Genomic DNA, 18705 nt, shown 5'->3' on the forward strand with positions numbered 1-18705 from the left:
TCGTAGAAGCGCGGGATCAGGTGCGATAACCATCGACGGCCAGGACATCCGCAAGGTGACGCTGCAATCGTTGCGCAAGGCGGTCGGCGTCGTGCAGCAGGACGCGTTCCTGTTCACCACCTCGATCGAGAACAACATCGCCTACGGCAATCCCTGGGCGCGCGAGACCCGCATCGGGCAGGCAGCCGAGTACGCCCAATTGCACAATTACATCATGGGCCTCCCAGCCGGTTACACCACAGTCGTCGGCGAGCGCGGCGCGCCGCTTTCCGGTGGCCAGCGGCAGCGCCTGACCATCGCCCGCAGCCTGATGCTGCGGCCGTCCGTGCTGGTCTTCGACGATTCCACCGCGGCCATCGACGCCGGCACCGAACAGCGTATCCGGGCAGCGATGAAACGCTTCGCCAGGGATCGCGTGACACTCATCATCTCGCACCGGCTGAGTTCGCTGATGCATGCCGACCAGATCCTGTTCGTCGAGGGCGGCCGGATCGTCGAGCGCGGCACGCATGAGGAGTTGCTGGCGCTCGGTGGACGCTACCGCGCGCTCCATGACCTGCAGTTGCGGCCGGACGATGAGCGGCCCGTGGCGGGAGCCGCGTGATGCAGACACCGGCCGACGACGAGAAGGAAGACACCAGCGGGCCACCGACAAAGGCGGTCGTGGGCTCGCACCGCGACGACGAAGAGGTCTTCGGCAAAGCTTATGACCCGCGCATCGTGCGGCGTATCTGGAGCTTCGTGAGGCCTTATCAGAACCGGATTTTCATCTCAGTCGCCGCGGTGCTGGTGTTCACGCTGACGCAACTGGCGATCCCGCTGGTCATCCGCTACGCCATCGACCACGGCATGACGGCTGGCAAGCTCGACCAATCGGTGATGATCGCCGCGATCAGCGCTTTCGCCGTGATCATCCTGATCAACTATGCTGCCAGCTATGTGCAGGAAAGCGTCGTCGGCAAGGTGGCCGAAAACGTGCTGTCGGACCTGCGCCGCGCCATGTTCAGCCATCTGCAACGGGTCTCGCTGAGCTTCATGGACAAGACCGAGGTCGGGCGGCTGATGTCGCGCCTGCAGGGCGACGTCAATTCGATGCAGGAATTCCTCGAAACATCGGTGATGTCGGTAGGCGACATCGTGCTGTTGTTCGGCATTGTCAGCGTGCTTTTGTGGCTCGATTTCCGGCTGGGCCTGCTGACGCTGTCGACCATGCCGGTGCTGTTCATCGTGCGCCTTTTCTGGCTGCCGCGCGCCAAGGTCGCCTTCATGGCCGCGCACGAAACCAACTCGATCGCCAACGGCGCACTGGCCGAAGGCATCCATGGCGTGCGCACGGTGCAGAGCCTCGAGCGCCAGCACGTCAATTTCGACCTCTACGACGAAAAGGTGCTGGCCAACCTCAATGCCCATTTGAGGTCGGCGAAATACGCGCAGGTAATGGTGCCGATCGTCGACACGCTGACCGGCATCGCCATGGCAACTGTCATCGTCGTCGGCGGGTCGATGGTGCTCTCGCACAGCCTCGACATCGGCGTCATGGTGGCGTTCCTGTTCTACATCCAGCGCTTCTTCGACCCGATCCGCTCGCTGACCATGCAGTACAGCGTCATGCAGCGCGCCATGGCTTCGGGCCAGCGCATCTCCGAAGTGCTCGACGTACCGGTCGACGTCAGCGACAGGCAAGGTGCGGTGGCGCTGTCGCGCGACATGGACGGCTCGGTCGAGTTCAGGAACGTCACTTTCGGTTATAGGCCGAACCAGCCGGTGCTGAAGAACATCTCCTTCCGCGTCAATCCGGGCGAGACCGTGGCCCTGGTCGGTCCGACCGGATCGGGCAAGTCGAGCTCGATGGCGCTGGTGCACCGCTTCTACGATGTCTGGTCGGGTGAGGTTCTGGTCGGCGGCCATGATGTGCGTGACCTGACCCAGGATTCGCTCGGCGATCAGGTCGCGATGGTGCTGCAGGAGCCGTTCCTGTTTTCCGGCTCGGTGCTGGAAAACATCCGCTACCACAAGACATCAGCCAGCCGCGAGGAGGTGGTCCGAGCCGCACAAGCCGTCGGCGCGCACGATTTCATCGAGAACCTGCCAGATGGCTACGATACCGAACTCGAGCAGCGCGGCGGCAATCTCTCGCTGGGCCAGCGCCAGCTGATCAGCTTCGCGCGCGCGCTGGTGGCGGATGCAAAGATCCTGGTGCTCGACGAAGCCACGGCCAGCATCGATTCCTACACCGAGATGCTGATCCAGAAGGCGCTGATCACGCTGCTGGAAGGCCGCACCGGGCTGGTCATCGCCCACCGTCTGGCCACTATCCGCGGCGCCGACCGCATCATCGTGCTGCAGAACGGCGAGATCGTCGAAAGCGGCAACCACGAACAGCTGATGGCAAGAAAAGGCCTCTACGCCCGCCTCTACAACATGAACTACGCCTCGTTCGACGACATTTCCGAAGGCGAGCTGGAACTGGACGCGGCAGTCGGCAAGGCGACGTGATTGGACCTGCAAACGACCGCAGGCGCCTAGGCCATTTCCGGGCGTCTTGACCCCTCGCGGATGGCCTTGTGCACGCCGCGTTGCAGATCCATGAATACAGGGCTTTCCATCACCTCTTCGCGGCGCGGGCGCTCGATATCCACGTTGAATGTCTGCGTGATACGTCCCGGGCCGATGCCCATGACGACGATGCGGTCCGACAGATAGACGGCCTCCTCCACATCATGGGTGACAAACAGGACGGTCAACCTGTGTTCCTCCCAGATCTGGGTCAGCAATTCCTGCATCTGATGCCGGGTCAAGGCATCGAGCGCGCCGAAGGGCTCGTCCATCAACAGCATCTTGGGCCGGTAGGAAAGCGCGCGCGCAATGGCGACGCGTTGTTTCATGCCGCCCGAGAGTTCGGCCGGATAGCGGTCCGCACTACCAGACAGCTTGACGAGTTCGAGATGCTCCAGCGCGATCCTGCGGCAGGTCGGGCGATCGTAACCAGCGGCCTTGAGGGCAAACTCGATGTTCTGCCGCGCCGTCAGCCAGGGAAGCAGCGTGTAGGACTGAAAGACGACGCCACGGTCGAGACCAGGCTGCAGGATCGGCGCGCCATCGATGCTGAGATCGCCCGCGTCGAAGTCCTGCAGTCCGGCCACGATCGACAGCAGCGTGCTCTTGCCGCAGCCCGACGTGCCGACCAGGGAGACGAACTCGTTGTCGGCAAGATCGAGGTTGATATCGCGCAGTACTTCCGTGCGCCGCTCGCCCGTGCCGAAGCTCTTGTGGAGACCGGCGATCCGCAATTTGGGGCTCATCGGCTGGACCTCATTGCGAGCGGCCCTCTTGCTTGAACAGCACCTTTTCCAGCGCCTTCATCACCTGGTCGGTGATGAGGCCGAGCAGGCCGAGCAGCAGGATGTAGCCGATGATGGTGTTGGTCTGGAAATAGCGCTGGGACACGGTGATGCGATAACCGAGCCCCGAAGTGGCGGCGACGAGTTCGGCCAGCACCAGCCAGGTCCATGCCCAGCCCAGGCTGATGCGCAGCGTATCCCAGATGCCCGGCAAGGCACTGGGCACGACGATGCGCGTCAGGATCTTGCGATCCGGCAGGCCTAGCGTGCGCCCAAGGCCGATGAAATCGGCTGGAACCCGTTTTACATTGTCCATGATCATCAGCACCTGCTGGAAGAACGTGCCGATAAAGATGATCAGGAATTTCTGCGAATCGCCGGTGCCGGCCCACAGGATGGAGAGCGGCACGAAAGCGACGACCGGCATGTAGCGGATGAAATCCACCAGCGGCTCGATGGCCGCTTCCCAGGAACGGAAACTGCCGATCAGCACGCCGATCGGTATCGACAGGGCCGAGGCGATGAGGAAGCCGATGGAGATACGGTACATCGAGGCTTTGAGGTCCAGCCACAACGTGCCGTCGGCCGCGAGCTTGGCGATCTGCATAGCGACGCTGCCCGGCGATGGCAGGAAGATCGGCTTTACCAACCCCAGTCCGGTCGCCGCCCACCAGGCAAGGCCGAGCCCGACGAACACGGCCACCGCGATCACCAGGAAGCGCGACCTGGCGATGGGCACGCCGATGCCGGAGGATCGGCGACGCCTCGCCTGTTTCGTGGGACGAGCCGGATCCGTTTGAGCGGGACGCTCCCCGGGCATCTGCGTCACCACCGCGATCCGGCCTTGGTCATTCCGCCGCCTTGACGAATGACGGGTCGATCATCTGCTCCGGCGTCACATCGGCCTGCAGCAGCTTGGCGTTCTTGGCGGCGGCTTCGACATCGGCGAAGGTCTTGGTGGTGAAATCACCGGTCAGCGCCGCCTTGTTTTCGGCGAGTGAGTAGTAACGCACGCCGTCAAAGGCGGTGTTGAGGTCCTTGACGTCCGAACCGACAGCCTTGGCGATGATGGCGCGCCCACCGGGCGTATCGGCATTGTAGTCCTTGAGCGCTGCGTCCCAGCTCTTGATCATGGCCAGCACTTGGCCGGGCCGCGACTTGATCACCTCGTCACGCACCACCAGCACGTCGCTGATCAGGCCGGGATCCTCGCCGGCGGTGAACAGCAGCTTGAGGTCCTTGTTCTGCGCCATGGCGACGGTGAGGTACGGTTCATACGTCACCGCGACCGGCACCTGGCCGGCGATCAAGGCGCTGCCGGCGTCGGACGCAGGCATCGGAACCGGTTTCACATCGTCGATCGACATGCCGTTCCTGGTGAGCGCGTATTTGAGCAGGATGTCGCTCGTCGTGCCTTCCTCGAAGGCCACCTGCTTGCCCTTGAGGTCTGCGATGGAGGTGACGTCCTTGCCGGCGATGATCGCGTCGGCGGTCATGGAGACGTCGAGCAGCAGCACGATCTTCACCGGCAGGCCGGCCGCAACCATGCCCATCGCCGTGTGGGTGGCGATGTTGGCGGCGTCGAGCTGGCCGCTTGCAAGTGCTGCATTGATGTCCTTGTCCTCGGCGAAGTTGACGATCTGGACGTCGCTCAGCCCGTTCGTCTTGAACAGGCCCTTGGCCTCGGCGACATGCCACTGGCCATAGCCGAGCCAGGGCTCGATGCCGATCTTGAACGCTCCTGCCTCGGGCGTGGTGGGAATGGCCGCATCGGCCGCGTAGGCCGCCGGGGCGGCGGCGAGCCCGATGGCGGCGGCCATCACGAGCGCGCGAAATTGTCCTGTTAGGTTACGCATCATCCTTGTTCCCCTTGATGATCGGACCGCTTTTTCTGACTGAGGTAGCCGGTCCGGTGAGACTGCGGGTTTCTGCTCTTGCGGCACTGTGCCTCGGCGTCTTACCTGCCACTTCATGGTGAAGTGCGCGGATATTTCAGCGTCAGCGGGAGCGGATGTCAAGACTAAAATACATACATGCATATACAAGTTGGAAAGACTCAATTTTTACGCTCTCCGGGATCGATCCGGTCTAGAAAATCGGTCACCCGATCGGTTCCGGCAACAGGTTCGCTGCCGACCATGACCGCCACCGAAAAGGCAATAAGGGAAGAAACCGGCGTGTGGCTGCGTGCGCCGGCGCGCAGGTTCATGACCAGCGTCGGCGACAGGAAGAGACCGGCCCGGAGCACCGCGCGCCAATCGGCCGGCAGCATGCCGCGCCGTTTGAGCTCAAGCAGCAGTGGCCGCCACAGCGCTGTGGCCTTGACCTCCAGCAGGTCGCGGCGGACGGGGCTCAGGTCCCAGTCCGTGTCGACATGGAGCAGGTTTCCGTCCAGCCGCGCATGGGCGCGAAAAGCCTCGGTCGCGGTCGCCGGATCATAGAGCCAGAACGGGTGGGCGAAGATGTTGTGGAACGTCGCCTTCACCTCCGCCAGCAGCGTCGGGATATGCGAGCCTGCAAAGGCAGGATCGAAGAAGGACAGCTCCGCCCTCCCCGCCTTCGCCGTGTACCAGACATTGGCGTTGTGGGCGTCGCCATGCGCGACCACGCCGCCTGCATCGGTAAGCCGGTCCGGCCGCAAGCGCACAGCGGCGGCATCGAAAAGCTCACCGACGCTGTCGGTGTACTGCTCGCCATTGATGACGAATTTCAGCCGGGAAAACCTATCCCAATCCAGCTCGGCACCGGGAAAGACGAACGGCTTGCCGACATAGAAATCGGCCAGCCGGCCGCCTGGCGGCAAGCGCGTGTCGGCATCGATCAGCCGCTCATGAAACAGCCTGTGGATCGGTTCCGCCGCCACGTCCTCGACGGTTACCGGATGCAGCGTTTCGAGATAGACCTTGAGCAGCCTGGCCGACAGGTCGCGCTCGGCAAGAACGGCTTCTCGCCGTTTGCCGGCGTCGTCCTGCGCATCCAGCGCGAACAGCACATCCGAAAACCTCGGATCCGTGCGCCGGCGATAGACAAGGATCTGCTCGCCCGGTTGGACCGACATATGCACGGGTTGATCAACCGGCAGGCCGGCGCGCGACAGAATCTCGGCGCGGTAATACTCGCCCGTCATCGCCTCTTCCCGCTCCTCCTGATGGAACTTGAAGAAGTAGGCCTTGCCGTCGTCCTCGAAGAAGCCGTTCAACGAATTGAGGCTGTATTTATCGAAGTTGATGCGGACATTGCGGGGACGCATCGCGAACAGGTCGCCCAGCAATGCCGCCAGCGCGCTTTGTGCTTCGGCAACATCATGCTGCGCGAGTGCCCGGATCCGCGCCGTGCGGCTCGGCGCCGGCGTCATCTGTCGCTCTTGCATTCGACCTGCTTCCGTCAGCTGCTTTTTGAAGGGGAATAGCGGCTGCCGAGCGAGTAGCGGCTGCCGGCATAAGTCAGCTTGCTGATCGTCGCCACCACCGCGCCCGTCCATGTCCGGCGGTGCAGGAAAAGGCAGCAGGCGCCGACATCGATGCCCAGATGCCGCGCCGTCTCGGCATCCGCCGGGATGGCGGAAATGATATGCTCGACCTCGGTCACCGGGGTTTTCTGCATGAGGTAGTCATAGGTCGCCGTCTTCGAAAAATCCTGCTTGTCATAGTCGGGGATAAGGCTCGGATTGACGAAGCGCTCTTCGAGTTGCACCGGCAGATCGTTCTCGAAATTGACGACGACGGAATGATAGATCGAGACGCGCTTTGGAAATTCGAACGACAGCGCCAGCTCTTTTGTCGGCATGATGGTTTCGAGGACGAGGACTTCGGAACGATGTCTGTTGCCGCGCTCGACGATCTCGGCTGCGATGTTGTTGATCTCGATCAGCGTCGACTGTGGCCGCGGTGGCGCGATGAAGGTTCCCACACCTTGCAGGCGGATCAGAAACCCGGCCGAGGTCAATTCTCTGAGCGCCCGGTGAACCGTCATCCGCGAGACGCCGAGTGAAGCGACCAACTCATTCTCGGACGGCAGCTTGCGATCTTTGCCCCACCGGCCCGTTCCGATGTTTGCCAGGATGTAGTCCTTCACCTTCTCGTAAAGAGGGCTGGCGGTGTCGGGCAAAGTGATCATTTCAAAAGTCCTTTCCGGCGATTCATCGGAAATCACGACTCGACAGGTTGCCGCATGCGGATAATTGTTTTCAAGCCGTCGCTGCGCCCCGCCAACAGCCGCTCATAGGCAGCCGGAATGTCATCCAGGCCGATCTCCTGGTCGATCAGCGCCAGCAGCGGTTCGCTCAATTCACCCAGCATCCGCACGGCCTCGGGCAGTTCGTCGGCAAAGGCATGGCATCCCAGCAACCCGATTTCGCGTTCGACCAGCGTATTGGGATCAATGTCGAGGCGGCCGTGGAAGATGCCGACCATGGCGATCGTACCGCCGGGATCGAGAACGCCGAGCAGCTGATTGAGCGCCGCGACGCTGCCGGTCGCCTCGATGGCCGCGAGCAGCGGGGCATTGGCAGTTGCGGCGGCAACGGCGTCCCGGCTCAGATCGACGATCCGGGCACCCGTCACCCGCGCCACCCGGGCACAGCGGCTCTGGTTGCGGTCGGCGATCAGCACGGTGCCGGCGAAGGTCCGCGACAACAGCAGGGCGGCAAGACCGCCGATCGGCCCGCAACCGACGACCAGCACGGAGCCTGTCGTTTTCGGCAGGCGCCGCACCGCGTGCAGCGCCACCGCCAGCGGCTCGGCCATTGCCGCGACCCGCTCGTCGAGCCCGGCACCGATGATATGCAAAAGCCGTGCAGGCAGCACCGCCTGTTCGGCAAAACCGCCGTCGCAGACCTCTCCGACGAAGCCCAGTGACGCGCAGAGATGACGCCTGCCGGCTTGGCATTGCGCGCAGTCTCCGCACCAGAAGCGGGAATCGGCGACAACCCTGTCACCGATAGCGAAGGCGTCGACGCCCGCGCCGATGGCGGTCACCGTGCCGGTGAGTTCATGGCCGGCCGTCGAAGGCGACCGGCTTATCCACTGTCCCGTGCGGAAATTGTGCAGGTCCGAACCGCAGATGCCGGCGGCATCGACCCTCAGCTTCACCCAGCCTGCATCCGGCGCGCCCGGCGTCGCGATGTCTTCGACGCGCAGATCGCCGGGCCCGTAAAGTCGTGCCGCCTTCATCGCGATCGGTTCCGCTTAGCCGGCAAGATAGCGGTCGCGGATCTCCGAGACCGCGTTCTCATGCGAGCTGAAGCCCTCGTAGCGGGCGAGCCTGCGGGCGTGCAGAGCGAGTTCCGGATAGGCCACCGAGGTGACATAGCCGACCGACGAGCGCTTGACGAAATCCGTCACCGAAAGCGGCCCGTAGGTCCGCGCCCAACGGCTGGTCGGCAGCACCGCATTGGGTCCAAGCACGAAATTGGCCAGCGTCACCGGCGTGTGCGGCCCCATCAGGATTTCAGCCGCCTCCGTGATGCGCCCGAGATGCGCGAACGGCTCCTTCGACAGGATCTCGAGATGTTCGGGCGCATAGTCGTTGATGAAGCGGTAGCTGTCTTCCAGCGACGCGGTCAGCACGATGCCACCGCGCTTGCCGGTCAGCACCGCGCGTGAAAACTCGACACGCTGCTCGGTCATCCGCGACCAGTGCTCCGGGATTGCAGCCAATGCGGCTTCGGCGATCTTGCGGCTGTGCGTCACCAGATAGGCCGAAGAATCCGGCCCGTGTTCGGCTTCGATCAACAGGTCGAGCGCAGCAAGCCCGCCGTCGACGCTGTCATCGGCAAAGATGATTGCTTCGGACGGCCCGGCCGGAAGGCCTGTGTTGATGACCGACGACAGCACGCTCTTGGCCGCCACCACCCAGGGGCTGCCGGGGCCGACGATCTTGAGCGCGGGCTTCACCGTCTCCGTGCCGTAGGCGACGGCGGCAACTGCCTGAGCGCGGCCGCATTTGTAGACGGTTCCGACGCCAGCGAGGCGTGCGGCGACCAACGTTGCCGCGTCCACCGAACCATCCGATGTCGGCGGCGTCACGATGGCGATTTGCGGCACGCCGGCAATCACCGCCGGCACCGACGTCATCATCGTCACCGATGGGAAAGCACCCTTGCCGCGCGGCACGTAGAGCGCAACGGAAGCGATCGGCGTGTACCGGTCGCCGGCATAGGCGCCCGGCCGGACTTCCTTGAGCCACATCGTTTCCGGCTTCTGCTCCTCATGGAAATGCCTGATGTTGTCGATGCCGAACTGGATGCTCTCGACGACGTCCTTTTCCACCTTGTCGAACGCCGCGTCGAACTCGGCTTCCGACACCTGCAGCTCGCCCTCGGCGACATTGGCCTTGTCGAGTTCCCTGGCGAAGCGGATCAAGGCGGCGTCGCCTTCGTCCTTGACGGCCTGGATGATCGGCCGGACCTTCTCGACGAAGACCGTCAGATCGGCCTCGGCGCGCTTCAGCAGACTGGCGCGCTGGTCGGCATCGATGGATGACAAATCGTGGAAGCTGATGTCGGACATGGCTGCTCGTTCTCCTGGAACTCTTGGAACGCAATGACGGCTGGCGCAGGCCGGCCATATGCTGCGGGCCGACAGGTCGACCCTGAACAAGGATCAAAGCCGTCGAGAGGCTTCACTTGGGCAAAAGTATATACATGTCTATGTGACGGTCGCCAGCGATTTTTCCATCATCCTTCCCGTCGAAACTACCGAGATAAACCTGCCTCATCAGATCGAGGCGAGAAAGCCGCCATCGACCGGAATGGACTGGCCGGTTATGTAGGCCGCCGCATCCGAAGCGAGGAACACGGCGATGCCATGCAGGTCGGAGAGATCACCGAAACGCCGCTGCGGGATCTTGGCCAGCATGGAGTGCTGCCATGCCTCGTTGTTGTAAAAAACGTCCGTCATCGCCGTCCTGAAATAGCCCGGCGCGATGGCGTTGACCCTTATGCCAAGCTCCGCCCACTCGGCCGCAAGCGCCCGCGTCATGCCGAGCAGGCCGGACTTCGACGAGCCATACGGCACCGCGGTTGGGATTCCGACTTCCGACGTCAGCGAGCACAGGTTGATGATGGTGCCGGGACGGCCGGCGTCGCGCATCTGCCGCGCGGCGGCCTGGGCGCAGAAGAACGCTCCCTTCAGATTCGTGTCGACGATCCTGTCCCACAGCGCCTCGTCGACATCGAGCGAGGGCCGCACCTCCTCCATCCCGACATTGTTGACGAGAATGTCGAGACCACCAAGCAGGCTGGCAGCCTCGTTGGTGGCTGCGCGGCAGCGGCCGACATCGGTGACGTCGAGAGCGACGGCATGCGCCACCCCACCGGCCGCGCGGATGGCGACCGTCGTGTGCTCCAGCGCGGCCAGGCTGCGCGCCGTGACCGCGACGTCGGCGCCGGCAGCACTCAGCGCTTCGGCGATGCTGCGCCCGATGCCACGGCTGGCGCCGGTGACAAGCGCCTTCCTGCCGGAGAGATCGAAGAGAGAAGCGTTGCGCATGTGATCCTCCTGGTCGGTGTCGGTTTCCGCTTCGGCGTAGAGACTATCAGGTCAGCTTACATATACAAGCATATACAAAGCATTTCAGCTGCGGTACGGATGACGAAATCCACCGCAGAGGAGCCAGCCCGTGTCGAAAGCCTCGGATATGGTCCGCACCGAAGTCAACTGCCTGTCGCCCTACAATTCCGGACTGACCATTGACGAGGTGCGGAAACGATACGCACCGGCCAGAATCGCCAAACTGGGCTCGAACGAAAACCCGCTCGGGCCCAGCCCGAGCCTCGCCGCCACGATGCATGCCGGCTCCGAGATGTTCCGCCTCTATCCGGACCCTGCCGGGCGCAAGCTGCGCCAGGCGATCGGCGACAAATATGCCGTCGCCGAGGACCAGATTATCCTCGGCAACGGTTCCGAAGATCTTCTCTCCGTCATCAGCCGCGCCGTGTTGCGGCCGGGCGACGCCGTCGTCACGCTCTATCCGTCGTTTCCGCTGCATGAGGACTACACGACGTTGTGGGCGCTACCGTCAAGCGCGTTGTCGTCAACGACGATCTGACCATCAATGTCGATGCGCTGGTCGAGGCGGTGCGCGAACGGCCGCGCATGCTGCTGTTCTCGAACCCGATGAACCCCGTCGGCAGCTGGCTCTCCGGCGGCGATCTGTCGAGGGTTCTGGATGCGACGAGCGACGAGACGCTGATCGTCATCGACGAAGCCTATGCCGAATATGCCAAGGGCGACGACTATGCGTCATCCCTGCCCTACCTGGGAAAGCTCGACCGGCCCTGGATCGTGCTTCGGACCTTTTCCAAGGCGTTCGGCCTGGCCGGATTGCGGATCGGCTTCGGCATCGTCGGCGACCCGGAGCTGCGCGCGCTGCTGGACCGCGTCCGCACGCCTTTCAACGCCAACGGCATGGCCCAGGCCGCAGCATTCGCGGCGCTGGCCGATGACGAACACCTCGCCAGGGTCGTAGCTCTGGCCAGGGCGGAGAGAAAACGCGTCGAGACTTTCCTGGCGAGCAAGGGCCTCGACGTCGCCGCCTCCAGAGGCAATTTCCTGTTCTTCAACTGCCGGCAGGATGCCTCCGTCTTCGTCGAAGGCCTGCTGCGGCAAGGGGTCATCGTCAAACCGTGGAAGCAGCAGGGCTTTGACACCTATGTGCGTGTCAGCATCGGCTCGACTTCGGAAAACGACCACTTCATGGCCGCTCTGTCGGCGCTGTTGTGAATGCACGTCTGGGCGGATCGCTCCGCGCTTGGGAGCCGATCGCTGCCGCCCTATTTCGCCCAAGGCCTTGACCGACGCTTGGCTTGGCTGCCGTGCGGATCGTCGATGACCACAGCGTATTTATTTGGCTTCGGACCAGCCGCAGGCCTTAACTTTCGCAGCGTGGGTTTTTACATCCGAGGGGTCTGCAAACGATCGACGCTTGAGGAGGCTCCCTTGCAGCAGCCAGATGACATAGCCGCCCGCCGATTGGGCATTCTCATCGAGCAATATGTGGAAGCGCGTAAAAAGCGCTATGACTATGTGTCGACCGAGCAGGCCTATCGGGCCATCCGGCAGGTCCTCAAACCCGCCATTCCCGATCGCGAGCTCGACGACATGGTCGCCTCACTTGCCGTCAAGAACGGCCTGGCGGTCGTCTTCGATCGTCAAACCAAAGCATCGGCCGATGATGTTCCGAGGCCAAGCCCCTAGATCGACGCACATCTGCCGGTGCCGGGCGCCATATCAACGCGGGGCCAAACGCATCGTTCGGCCCCGCATCGATGTGCATCGCCGGAGGAACCTGCGACACACCTGCGCCGTGGGCCTGTGTGCCGCAAGCCGACGGGCGTGGTGGCTTCAAGCGGCGGTGCTGACCTGGCCCGGCTCGAGGATCGACTTGACCTTGTCGGCGACGGCGCGTCCCAGATCGGCGTTGTTTGCGGCGGTGAAATGAATTCCGTCGACACCGTCCGTGGTGAGGTAATCGCCGGCATTGAGGAAATCGATCTTCATGAAATCCGCCATCGCCTTATACTGCCTGGCCAGGTCCCTGGATTTTTCGTGCCCGCCGCCGAACATGCCCTCGAACCATGGATCGGGCATCGGGGTCAGCGGCGGCGGCGCAATGACCAGCGCCTTGGGGGCCGGATAAGGGGTGCCGATGCCGCCGGCACTGGTCAGGATTTGCCCGACCAGTTTCGCCATTCCATTGGCGATCTCATAAGGCGTCCGGCGGAAATAGGACTTGGTGTCGTTGGTTCCGAGCATGACGATGACCAGGTCCAGCGGCAGATGGCTGGCGATGGCCGAGGGCAGGTAATTGGCGCCGTTCAGGCGCGGATCGTTGGGGTCGTCGAGACAGGTCGTGCGCGCGCTCAGGCCTTCCTCGATGATGTGGTAGCCCCCTCCCAGCGCCGCCGCCATCACACCGGTCCAGCGCTGGTCATAGGGGTAGCGGTAGGTCGGCGACCCCTCCTTGACCGGAACCCAGCCCCAGGTCAGCGAGTCGCCGTAGCACATGATGTTTTTTGGCGGTGACATCCATGTTCTCCATCTGTTTGCAATTGTCTGAACGCGTGGATTTGTCAGTCCCGGCGAACGCCGGTCGGCTTGCTTTTCGCCGTCTCAGGTCAGGGGTTTCGCACCCGCACTCCGTAGAAGATCGCGGCACCCAGGATGATGACGCCCTGCGCGATAAGCTTGCCGGGCTCGTCGATGCCGAGCACCGTCATCACCACGAACAGCAGAGCAAAGCACAACGCCCCGAAGAAAGGTCCCCAGACGCCACCGTCGCCGCGACCGAAGACGACGCCGCCGAGGATCGTTGCCGCGACCACCAGGATCGGCAGGTCGAGGCCGACACGGACGCTGCCGACGGCGATCGAACCGGTCTGCACCAGGGCCGCGATCGCCGCGATCAGGCCGGCGAGCGTGTGCGCAAGGATCACCGTGCGCTGGACCGGCACGCCGGAAAAATGCGCGGCTTCGGCATTCTCCCCGACCGAGGCGACGTAGCGGCCAAAGACGGTCCGCGACAGCAGCAGCCACACCAAAGCGGTCAGCAGGACCCAGAACAGCACCGGCGTCGGAACCGACAGGAATTTCGTGTTGTAGAGGTCGTTGAACAGCTTCGGCACATCGCCGGGCGGATTGCCGCTCGACAGGAACTGCACCAGCCCGACCAGGATGATGCTGACCGCCAGCGTGACGATGACCGCCGACACCCGCCGGCTCCCTATCATGAAGCCGTTGAACAGGCCGATGACGAGGCCGGTACCGAGCGCCAGCACGACGAAGAAAGGCATCGACGCGCCGGGGAAAGTGCCTGACGAAATGAAATAGTTGATGAGCAGGATGATGCCGCCGCCGGAAAGGTCGATCGACTTCACCCGCATGACGACGAGCTGCCCCAGAACCAGGATGCCGAGCGGGACGATCTGCCTGACGAAGATACCCATGATGTTGAGGTTGAGCATGTTCGGTCGTGCGATCCACAGCGTGGCCAGCAGCACGAGGAAGACAAAATAGGACGGCGGTATGCGCAGCAGGCGCCGGGCGATCGGATTTGCGAGAACGGCAGCCATCTTTTATAGCCCCATCTTCTTGCGGGATTGCAGCCCGACCACCGCCAGCAGGATGCCGCCCTTGATCGCGGTCTGGACGAACGGCGAGACGTTGGCGAGGTTCATGCCATTGGCCAGCAGCGCCATGACCAGCGCGCCGATCACGGTGCCGTGCAGGCTGCCTATGCCACCGGAAAGCTGGGTGCCTCCAAGCGCCACGGCGGTGACGGTATCGAGTTCGAAAAGCAGCCCGACATTCGGATCGCCCGACACGATGCGCCCGGCCAGGAAGACACCGGCAACGGCTGCGAAACAGGAACAGATCACATAGGCGAGGATGATGTTGCGGCGGTCGGAGACGCCGAAATTGCGGGCAGCACTCTCGGCGCCGGACGCGATGCCGCCGCCGATCGCAAACAGATGCAGCCCATACCGGGATCCGTAGAGCAGTTTCCACGCTGCCAGGATCACGACGATGCCCCAGAAAACCGGATAGGGAATGCCGAGGAAACTGCCCGAGACGGCATCGATGACGATCTCCGGCACCGTGCCGCCGGAGACGGGCCGCAGGATGCGCGTGATGCCGAGCACGATGTACTGCGTCGACAGCGTCGCGATGATCGGATGGACGTTGAAACGGGTGATCGCCAGACCGTTGATCAGCCCGATGACTGCCGCCAGCACGAGGACCGCCGGGATCAACACAATCGCTGGCTGGTCGAGCGCCAGCACCGCGGTGGTGAAGCTGATGACCGAGCCGACCGACAGGTCGAGCCCGCCGATGAGCACGACGACGAGCTGTCCGATCGCCGCGATGATCAGCGGCATCGCCTGGGCAACCAGGTTGAAGAGGTTTTCGGCCGTGGCGAACTGCGTCGTCTCGACAGTCAGCCACAGCGAAATGAGCAACGCGACCAGCAGCGGCAGGCCCCACAGGCCCTGCCGCGTGTTCCGGCCATTCAGGATGTTGAAAACCGAACGAACCATGGCAGGCCCCTAATGCTGGCGCGTGGAGCCGCCCATGAGGGCCGCGTCGAGAATCTTGTGTTCGCTCGCCTGCGCTGCCGGCATTTCGGCCACGATCGTGTCGTGATGGACGACGTAGATGCGGTCGCAGAGCCCGATCAGCTCGATCGTCTCGCGCGAGAGCACCAGCACCGCGCCGCCCTTCGCGGTGAAGTCCCGCAGAAGATGGTAGATCTCGGACTTGGCGCCGATGTCGACACCGCGCGTCGGCTCTTCGACCAGCAGAAGATCGAGATCGGCGGCAAGGTAGCGGCCGAGCAGAACCTTTTGCTGGTTGCCGCCCGACAGCGAACCGACCGCAGCCGACAGGCCCGCCGCCTTTATGTTCATGACCTCCATCATGCGGGCGATGACGTTTCGATATGGCCGCGCCGGCGCAAGTTCAGGGCGCCTCGAATGCAATCCGATGGCGATGTTGTGGGCGATCGGCAAAGCGAGGAAGAGCCCCTCTTCCTTGCGGTCCTCGGGAACGAAGCCGACCTTCAGCTGCTGCAAATACCGAACGCCCGCCGACGCCGGGAGCGGCATCTTCAGCGCCTTGCCGTTGATAGAAATCGTCCCGGCGAAGGGATGGTAGCGGCCAATCAGCGATCGCAGGAAGCGCTGCTGGCCCTGCCCTTCCAGCCCGGCCAGGGCGACGATCTCGCCCTTGTGCAAAGTCAGCGACAGCGGCTGCGATGTCTCGGTGATCTTGAGGTTTTCGACGCGCAGGATCTCATCGCCTACATCGCCCGTACGATCGGGAAAAAGGTCCTGGAGTTCGCGTCCGACCATCATGGCGATGAGTTCGTCGGTGGTGATCTCGGACACCGTCCTGGTGCCGACCAGTGCGCCATCCTTCAGCACCGTCACCGTGTCGCACAACTCGAAGATCTCCTCCATGCGATGCGAGATGTAGACGATGGCTTTCCCCTTGTCGCGCAGCCGGCGGATGTTGCGGTTGAGCACATCGACATCGGCCGCGTTGAGAGCCGCCGTCGGCTCATCGAGGATGAGCACGCTGGCGTCGGCCTGGATGCAATGCGCGATCTCGACGAATTGCCGCTCGGCGATCGTCAGGCTGGAAACGAGTTGCGACGGGTCGAGCGTGAGGCCGAGTTCGCCAAGCGCCCTGGCGGTCTGCCTTTTCATCGCGGGATAGTCGATCGAGCCGAACCGGGTCGTCGGCTCCCGGCCGAGGAACATGTTCTCGGCGATCGACAGATTGGGCAGCAGCGAATGCTCCTGGAAAACGGTCGAAATGCCGGCATCGAGCGCGGCGCGCGGCGACTTCAGATCGAGCTTCTCACCGCTCATGAAGATCTCGCCGGAATCGGGCTGATGCACGCCCGCCAGAATCTTCATCAACGTCGATTTGCCGGCACCGTTCTCGCCCATCAGGGCGTGGATGCTGCCCGCCTTGAGGTCGAGGGAAACGGAGTGGAGCGCCTTGCTCCCTCCGAATGCCTTCGAAATGTGGGACATCTCGACAAGATTGGTCACGAAACCCTCGAACGAACCGGATTCGACACATGGAACGGCCTGCGGGGAATGTTTGTCCACTCCCCGCCAGCCACGGCGCCGTCACTTCTTGCCGTAATATTCCTTGAGCTTGTCTTCCGGCAGTTCGCTTGGCCACCAGACATTGGCGGTCAGGTCATCGCGATAGTATTTCTTGGCCTTGTCCTGGTCCCATCCGTCGGGATTGTAGACATAGCGCTTGTAGAGCTGCTTGCCTTCCAGAAGGGCAACGGCAGCGCGCACGCCGGCAGCGCCCTGGGCGGGACTGTATTCCGGAGAGATCGACTTGAACCCATCCGTAATCCACTGGCCGAAATAGCCATTGTTGCCCTCGCCCGAAATCGGCGGAATGGGTGTGCCGAACTGCTTGAAGACATCGACGCAGGCGCGCGTCATGTCGGCGCCGGACGACCAGATGCCGTCGACCTGCGGATTGTTCAGATAGAGCGTCTCGCACAGCTTCTTGGCCTTGTCGTACTGCCAGTCGCCATGCTCCTCGGCAATGATCTGCACATGCGTGCCCTTGAGCGATTCCAGGAGGCCGTTATAGCGGTTGGTGTCTTCCGGATGGCCGGCCAGGCCACGCAGGACCCAGATCTTGCCGTTGTCGCCGACGGTCTTCACCAGCCAGTCGCCCATGACCTTGCCGAAGTGCTCGGCGCCGCCCTGGATTTCGGTGGTGTAGGCGTCGGAATCGATACGCCCGGTGTGAAGGATGACCGGGATGCCGGCGGCGACCGCCTTGGCGATGCTGGCATTGGCCGACGTGCTGGTCACCGGTTGAACGATGATGGCGTCGACATGCTGTGCGATCAGGTCCTCGATATCGGCCACCTGCTTCTTCTGGTCGAAGCCGGCATCGAGCAGGATGAATTTCGAGATGCGCTTGTCCTTGGCCGCGGCGTTCTCCGCCTCATGCGCCACCTGCACCGTCCAGGTGTTTGCGTTGACACCGAAGTCGCTCATGCCGATGACCCAGGGCGGGTCCTTCTTGAACGCACCGGCGGCGGTCATGCGCGTGTCGTCGGGGCGCGGCGCCACGCCGTCCATCAGCTTGACGTCTTGCGCATGCGCCAGGGACGTCACGGCAAGCGTGGACGCAACGAGCATCCCCAGGCCGACGGTTTTCAGCAATCCTAACATTGAACACTCCTCCTTGTGGTTGCTCCGGCCTACAAATTCGTATGGCCACGAGACGCTCTCCCAATGCATGCCCCCGTCACAAACCGACCGATGCGCGCAATTCTCCCGCCCCCGAACACATGCGTGTCGAAGCCCAACTTCTGCTGGACGATGATGACGGTCGAGAACTCCTCCGGGCACTTTAGAAGCACAGCGGATTCGCCCTGTCAATAGTTAGTCAGGTTGAATGACTATTCCCTTGCTTGCCTTTCGCCGCTCCACTATCCATCATGAATGGCGCTCGCCGGCTTCGGCGCGCAGTCTGTCCCGGCGGGAAAAACATGCGATCAGTCTTGTGCTACGGCGACTCCAACACGCACGGCCAGATCCCCGGCAGGGGGCCGCTCGAGCGCTATGGTCCGGGTGAACGCTGGCCGGGCATATTGCGTTCTCAGCTGGGCCCTGACTGGTATGTCATCGAGGAGGGGTTGAGCGGCCGCACCACCGTCCACGACGACCCGATCGAGGGCGCCCACAAGAACGGCCGAACCTATCTTCGTCCTTGCCTGCAGAGCCATGCGACGCTCGACCTCGTCATCATCATGCTCGGCACCAACGATCTGAAGATCCGCTTCAACAAGCCGCCGTCGGAAGTGGCGATGGGGA

At 63.1% G+C, this 18705-nt stretch carries 17 protein-coding genes and 1 pseudogene; 5 read left to right on the forward strand and 13 right to left on the reverse strand.

Translation table 11 applies throughout. From position 1 onward, the window contains the following. On the forward strand, nt 1–604 hold a 604-nt coding region (locus EN991_RS02920; protein ID WP_127368118.1), incomplete at its 5' end, for an ATP-binding cassette domain-containing protein. Next, complete coding sequence (locus EN991_RS02925) at nt 604–2496, forward strand: ABC transporter ATP-binding protein (RefSeq protein ID WP_127368119.1); 1893 nt, start codon at nt 604–606, stop codon at nt 2494–2496. The genes EN991_RS02920 and EN991_RS02925, both read left to right, overlap by 1 nt. 26 nt (nt 2497–2522) lie before the next feature. Here the strand turns inward: EN991_RS02925 and EN991_RS02930 are convergent, their stop codons facing one another. The 8 genes from EN991_RS02930 to EN991_RS02970 all read right to left on the reverse strand — a co-directional run bounded on the left by EN991_RS02930 (nt 2523) and on the right by EN991_RS02970 (nt 10831). Next, nucleotides 2523–3302 carry an ABC transporter ATP-binding protein gene (locus EN991_RS02930; protein ID WP_027160902.1) on the reverse strand — a complete coding sequence of 260 codons (780 nt, stop codon included), beginning with the start codon at nt 3300–3302 and terminating at the stop codon, nt 2523–2525. Nucleotides 3303–3312: 10 nt separating this feature from the next. Beyond that, nucleotides 3313–4080, reverse strand: a complete 768-nt coding sequence (locus EN991_RS02935; protein WP_027160903.1) for an ABC transporter permease — start codon at nt 4078–4080, stop codon at nt 3313–3315. 109 nt (nt 4081–4189) lie between these two features. Beyond that, a complete protein-coding gene (locus EN991_RS02940; RefSeq protein WP_164745972.1) occupies nt 4190–5200 on the reverse strand; it encodes an ABC transporter substrate-binding protein in 1011 nt (336 codons plus the stop codon). A gap of 197 nt (nt 5201–5397) precedes the next feature. Further along, nucleotides 5398–6696 (reverse strand): hypothetical protein, encoded by a 1299-nt coding sequence (locus tag EN991_RS02945; RefSeq protein WP_164753797.1) that lies wholly within the window; start codon nt 6694–6696, stop codon nt 5398–5400. 29 nt (nt 6697–6725) lie between these two features. Next, complete coding sequence (gene hutC / locus EN991_RS02950) at nt 6726–7457, reverse strand: histidine utilization repressor (RefSeq protein ID WP_013530484.1); 732 nt, start codon at nt 7455–7457, stop codon at nt 6726–6728. 32 nt (nt 7458–7489) lie between these two features. After that, the gene (locus EN991_RS02955; protein ID WP_063172699.1) at nt 7490–8512 is read right to left on the reverse strand and encodes an alcohol dehydrogenase catalytic domain-containing protein; all 1023 of its coding nucleotides are present in this window, start codon (nt 8510–8512) and stop codon (nt 7490–7492) included. A 15-nt stretch (nt 8513–8527) separates the two neighbouring features. Then, nucleotides 8528–9850, reverse strand: coding sequence for a histidinol dehydrogenase (gene hisD, locus EN991_RS02960; RefSeq protein ID WP_127368121.1), 1323 nt, complete (start codon nt 9848–9850; stop codon nt 8528–8530). A 207-nt stretch (nt 9851–10057) separates the two neighbouring features. Continuing rightward, nucleotides 10058–10831: a glucose 1-dehydrogenase gene (locus EN991_RS02970; protein WP_127368123.1), complete on the reverse strand. Its 774-nt coding sequence runs from the start codon at nt 10829–10831 to the stop codon at nt 10058–10060. Nucleotides 10832–10979: 148 nt separating this feature from the next. Between EN991_RS02970 and EN991_RS02975 the strand changes: the two are divergent. Together EN991_RS02975 and EN991_RS02980 are read left to right on the forward strand one after the other, a co-directional pair. Further along, nucleotides 10980–12064: pseudogene (locus tag EN991_RS02975) on the forward strand (histidinol-phosphate transaminase). A gap of 105 nt (nt 12065–12169) precedes the next feature. Beyond that, a complete protein-coding gene (locus tag EN991_RS02980) occupies nt 12170–12538 on the forward strand; it encodes a hypothetical protein (protein ID WP_224620654.1) in 369 nt (122 codons plus the stop codon). A 147-nt stretch (nt 12539–12685) separates the two neighbouring features. Here the strand turns inward: EN991_RS02980 and EN991_RS02985 are convergent, their stop codons facing one another. The 5 genes from EN991_RS02985 to EN991_RS03005 form a co-directional block, all read right to left on the reverse strand. Beyond that, nucleotides 12686–13369 (reverse strand): SGNH/GDSL hydrolase family protein, encoded by a 684-nt coding sequence (locus EN991_RS02985; protein WP_013530477.1) that lies wholly within the window; start codon nt 13367–13369, stop codon nt 12686–12688. Between the two features lie 89 nt (nt 13370–13458). Then, entirely contained in the window at nt 13459–14412 is a 954-nt protein-coding gene (locus EN991_RS02990; RefSeq protein WP_127368124.1) for an ABC transporter permease, read from the reverse strand. A gap of 3 nt (nt 14413–14415) precedes the next feature. Further along, nucleotides 14416–15378, reverse strand: a complete 963-nt coding sequence (locus EN991_RS02995) for an ABC transporter permease (protein WP_127368125.1) — start codon at nt 15376–15378, stop codon at nt 14416–14418. 9 nt (nt 15379–15387) lie between these two features. Further along, the gene (locus EN991_RS03000) at nt 15388–16899 is read right to left on the reverse strand and encodes a sugar ABC transporter ATP-binding protein (RefSeq protein ID WP_127368126.1); all 1512 of its coding nucleotides are present in this window, start codon (nt 16897–16899) and stop codon (nt 15388–15390) included. An 81-nt stretch (nt 16900–16980) separates the two neighbouring features. Continuing rightward, complete coding sequence (locus tag EN991_RS03005; protein WP_013530473.1) at nt 16981–18060, reverse strand: substrate-binding domain-containing protein; 1080 nt, start codon at nt 18058–18060, stop codon at nt 16981–16983. Between the two features lie 320 nt (nt 18061–18380). On the opposite strand from EN991_RS03005, the gene EN991_RS03010 reads away from it, so the two are divergent. Continuing rightward, nucleotides 18381–18705: GDSL-type esterase/lipase family protein (locus tag EN991_RS03010; RefSeq protein ID WP_245460881.1), on the forward strand; the 325-nt coding region annotated here is incomplete at its 3' end.

This window comes from Mesorhizobium sp. M7A.F.Ca.US.005.03.2.1 (assembly GCF_003997795.1).
In the GTDB taxonomy this organism is placed as follows: Bacteria; Pseudomonadota; Alphaproteobacteria; order Rhizobiales; family Rhizobiaceae; genus Mesorhizobium; species Mesorhizobium ciceri.

Excerpts from the sequence above, each read along its gene's own strand:
- EN991_RS02925 (WP_127368119.1), top strand. The coding sequence starts at position 604 with ATGCAGACACCGGCCGACGACGAGAAGGAAGACACCAGCGGGCCACCG.
- EN991_RS02930 (WP_027160902.1), bottom strand. The coding sequence starts at position 3,302 with ATGAGCCCCAAATTGCGGATCGCCGGTCTCCACAAGAGCTTCGGCACG.
- EN991_RS02940 (WP_164745972.1), bottom strand. The coding sequence starts at position 5,200 with ATGATGCGTAACCTAACAGGACAATTTCGCGCGCTCGTGATGGCCGCC.
- EN991_RS02945 (WP_164753797.1), bottom strand. The coding sequence starts at position 6,696 with ATGACGCCGGCGCCGAGCCGCACGGCGCGGATCCGGGCACTCGCGCAG.
- hutC (WP_013530484.1), bottom strand. The coding sequence starts at position 7,457 with ATGATCACTTTGCCCGACACCGCCAGCCCTCTTTACGAGAAGGTGAAG.
- EN991_RS02955 (WP_063172699.1), bottom strand. The coding sequence starts at position 8,512 with ATGAAGGCGGCACGACTTTACGGGCCCGGCGATCTGCGCGTCGAAGAC.
- hisD (WP_127368121.1), bottom strand. The coding sequence starts at position 9,850 with ATGTCCGACATCAGCTTCCACGATTTGTCATCCATCGATGCCGACCAG.
- EN991_RS02970 (WP_127368123.1), bottom strand. The coding sequence starts at position 10,831 with ATGCGCAACGCTTCTCTCTTCGATCTCTCCGGCAGGAAGGCGCTTGTC.
- EN991_RS02980 (WP_224620654.1), top strand. The coding sequence starts at position 12,170 with ATGACCACAGCGTATTTATTTGGCTTCGGACCAGCCGCAGGCCTTAAC.
- EN991_RS02985 (WP_013530477.1), bottom strand. The coding sequence starts at position 13,369 with ATGTCACCGCCAAAAAACATCATGTGCTACGGCGACTCGCTGACCTGG.
- EN991_RS02990 (WP_127368124.1), bottom strand. The coding sequence starts at position 14,412 with ATGGCTGCCGTTCTCGCAAATCCGATCGCCCGGCGCCTGCTGCGCATA.
- EN991_RS02995 (WP_127368125.1), bottom strand. The coding sequence starts at position 15,378 with ATGGTTCGTTCGGTTTTCAACATCCTGAATGGCCGGAACACGCGGCAG.
- EN991_RS03005 (WP_013530473.1), bottom strand. The coding sequence starts at position 18,060 with ATGTTAGGATTGCTGAAAACCGTCGGCCTGGGGATGCTCGTTGCGTCC.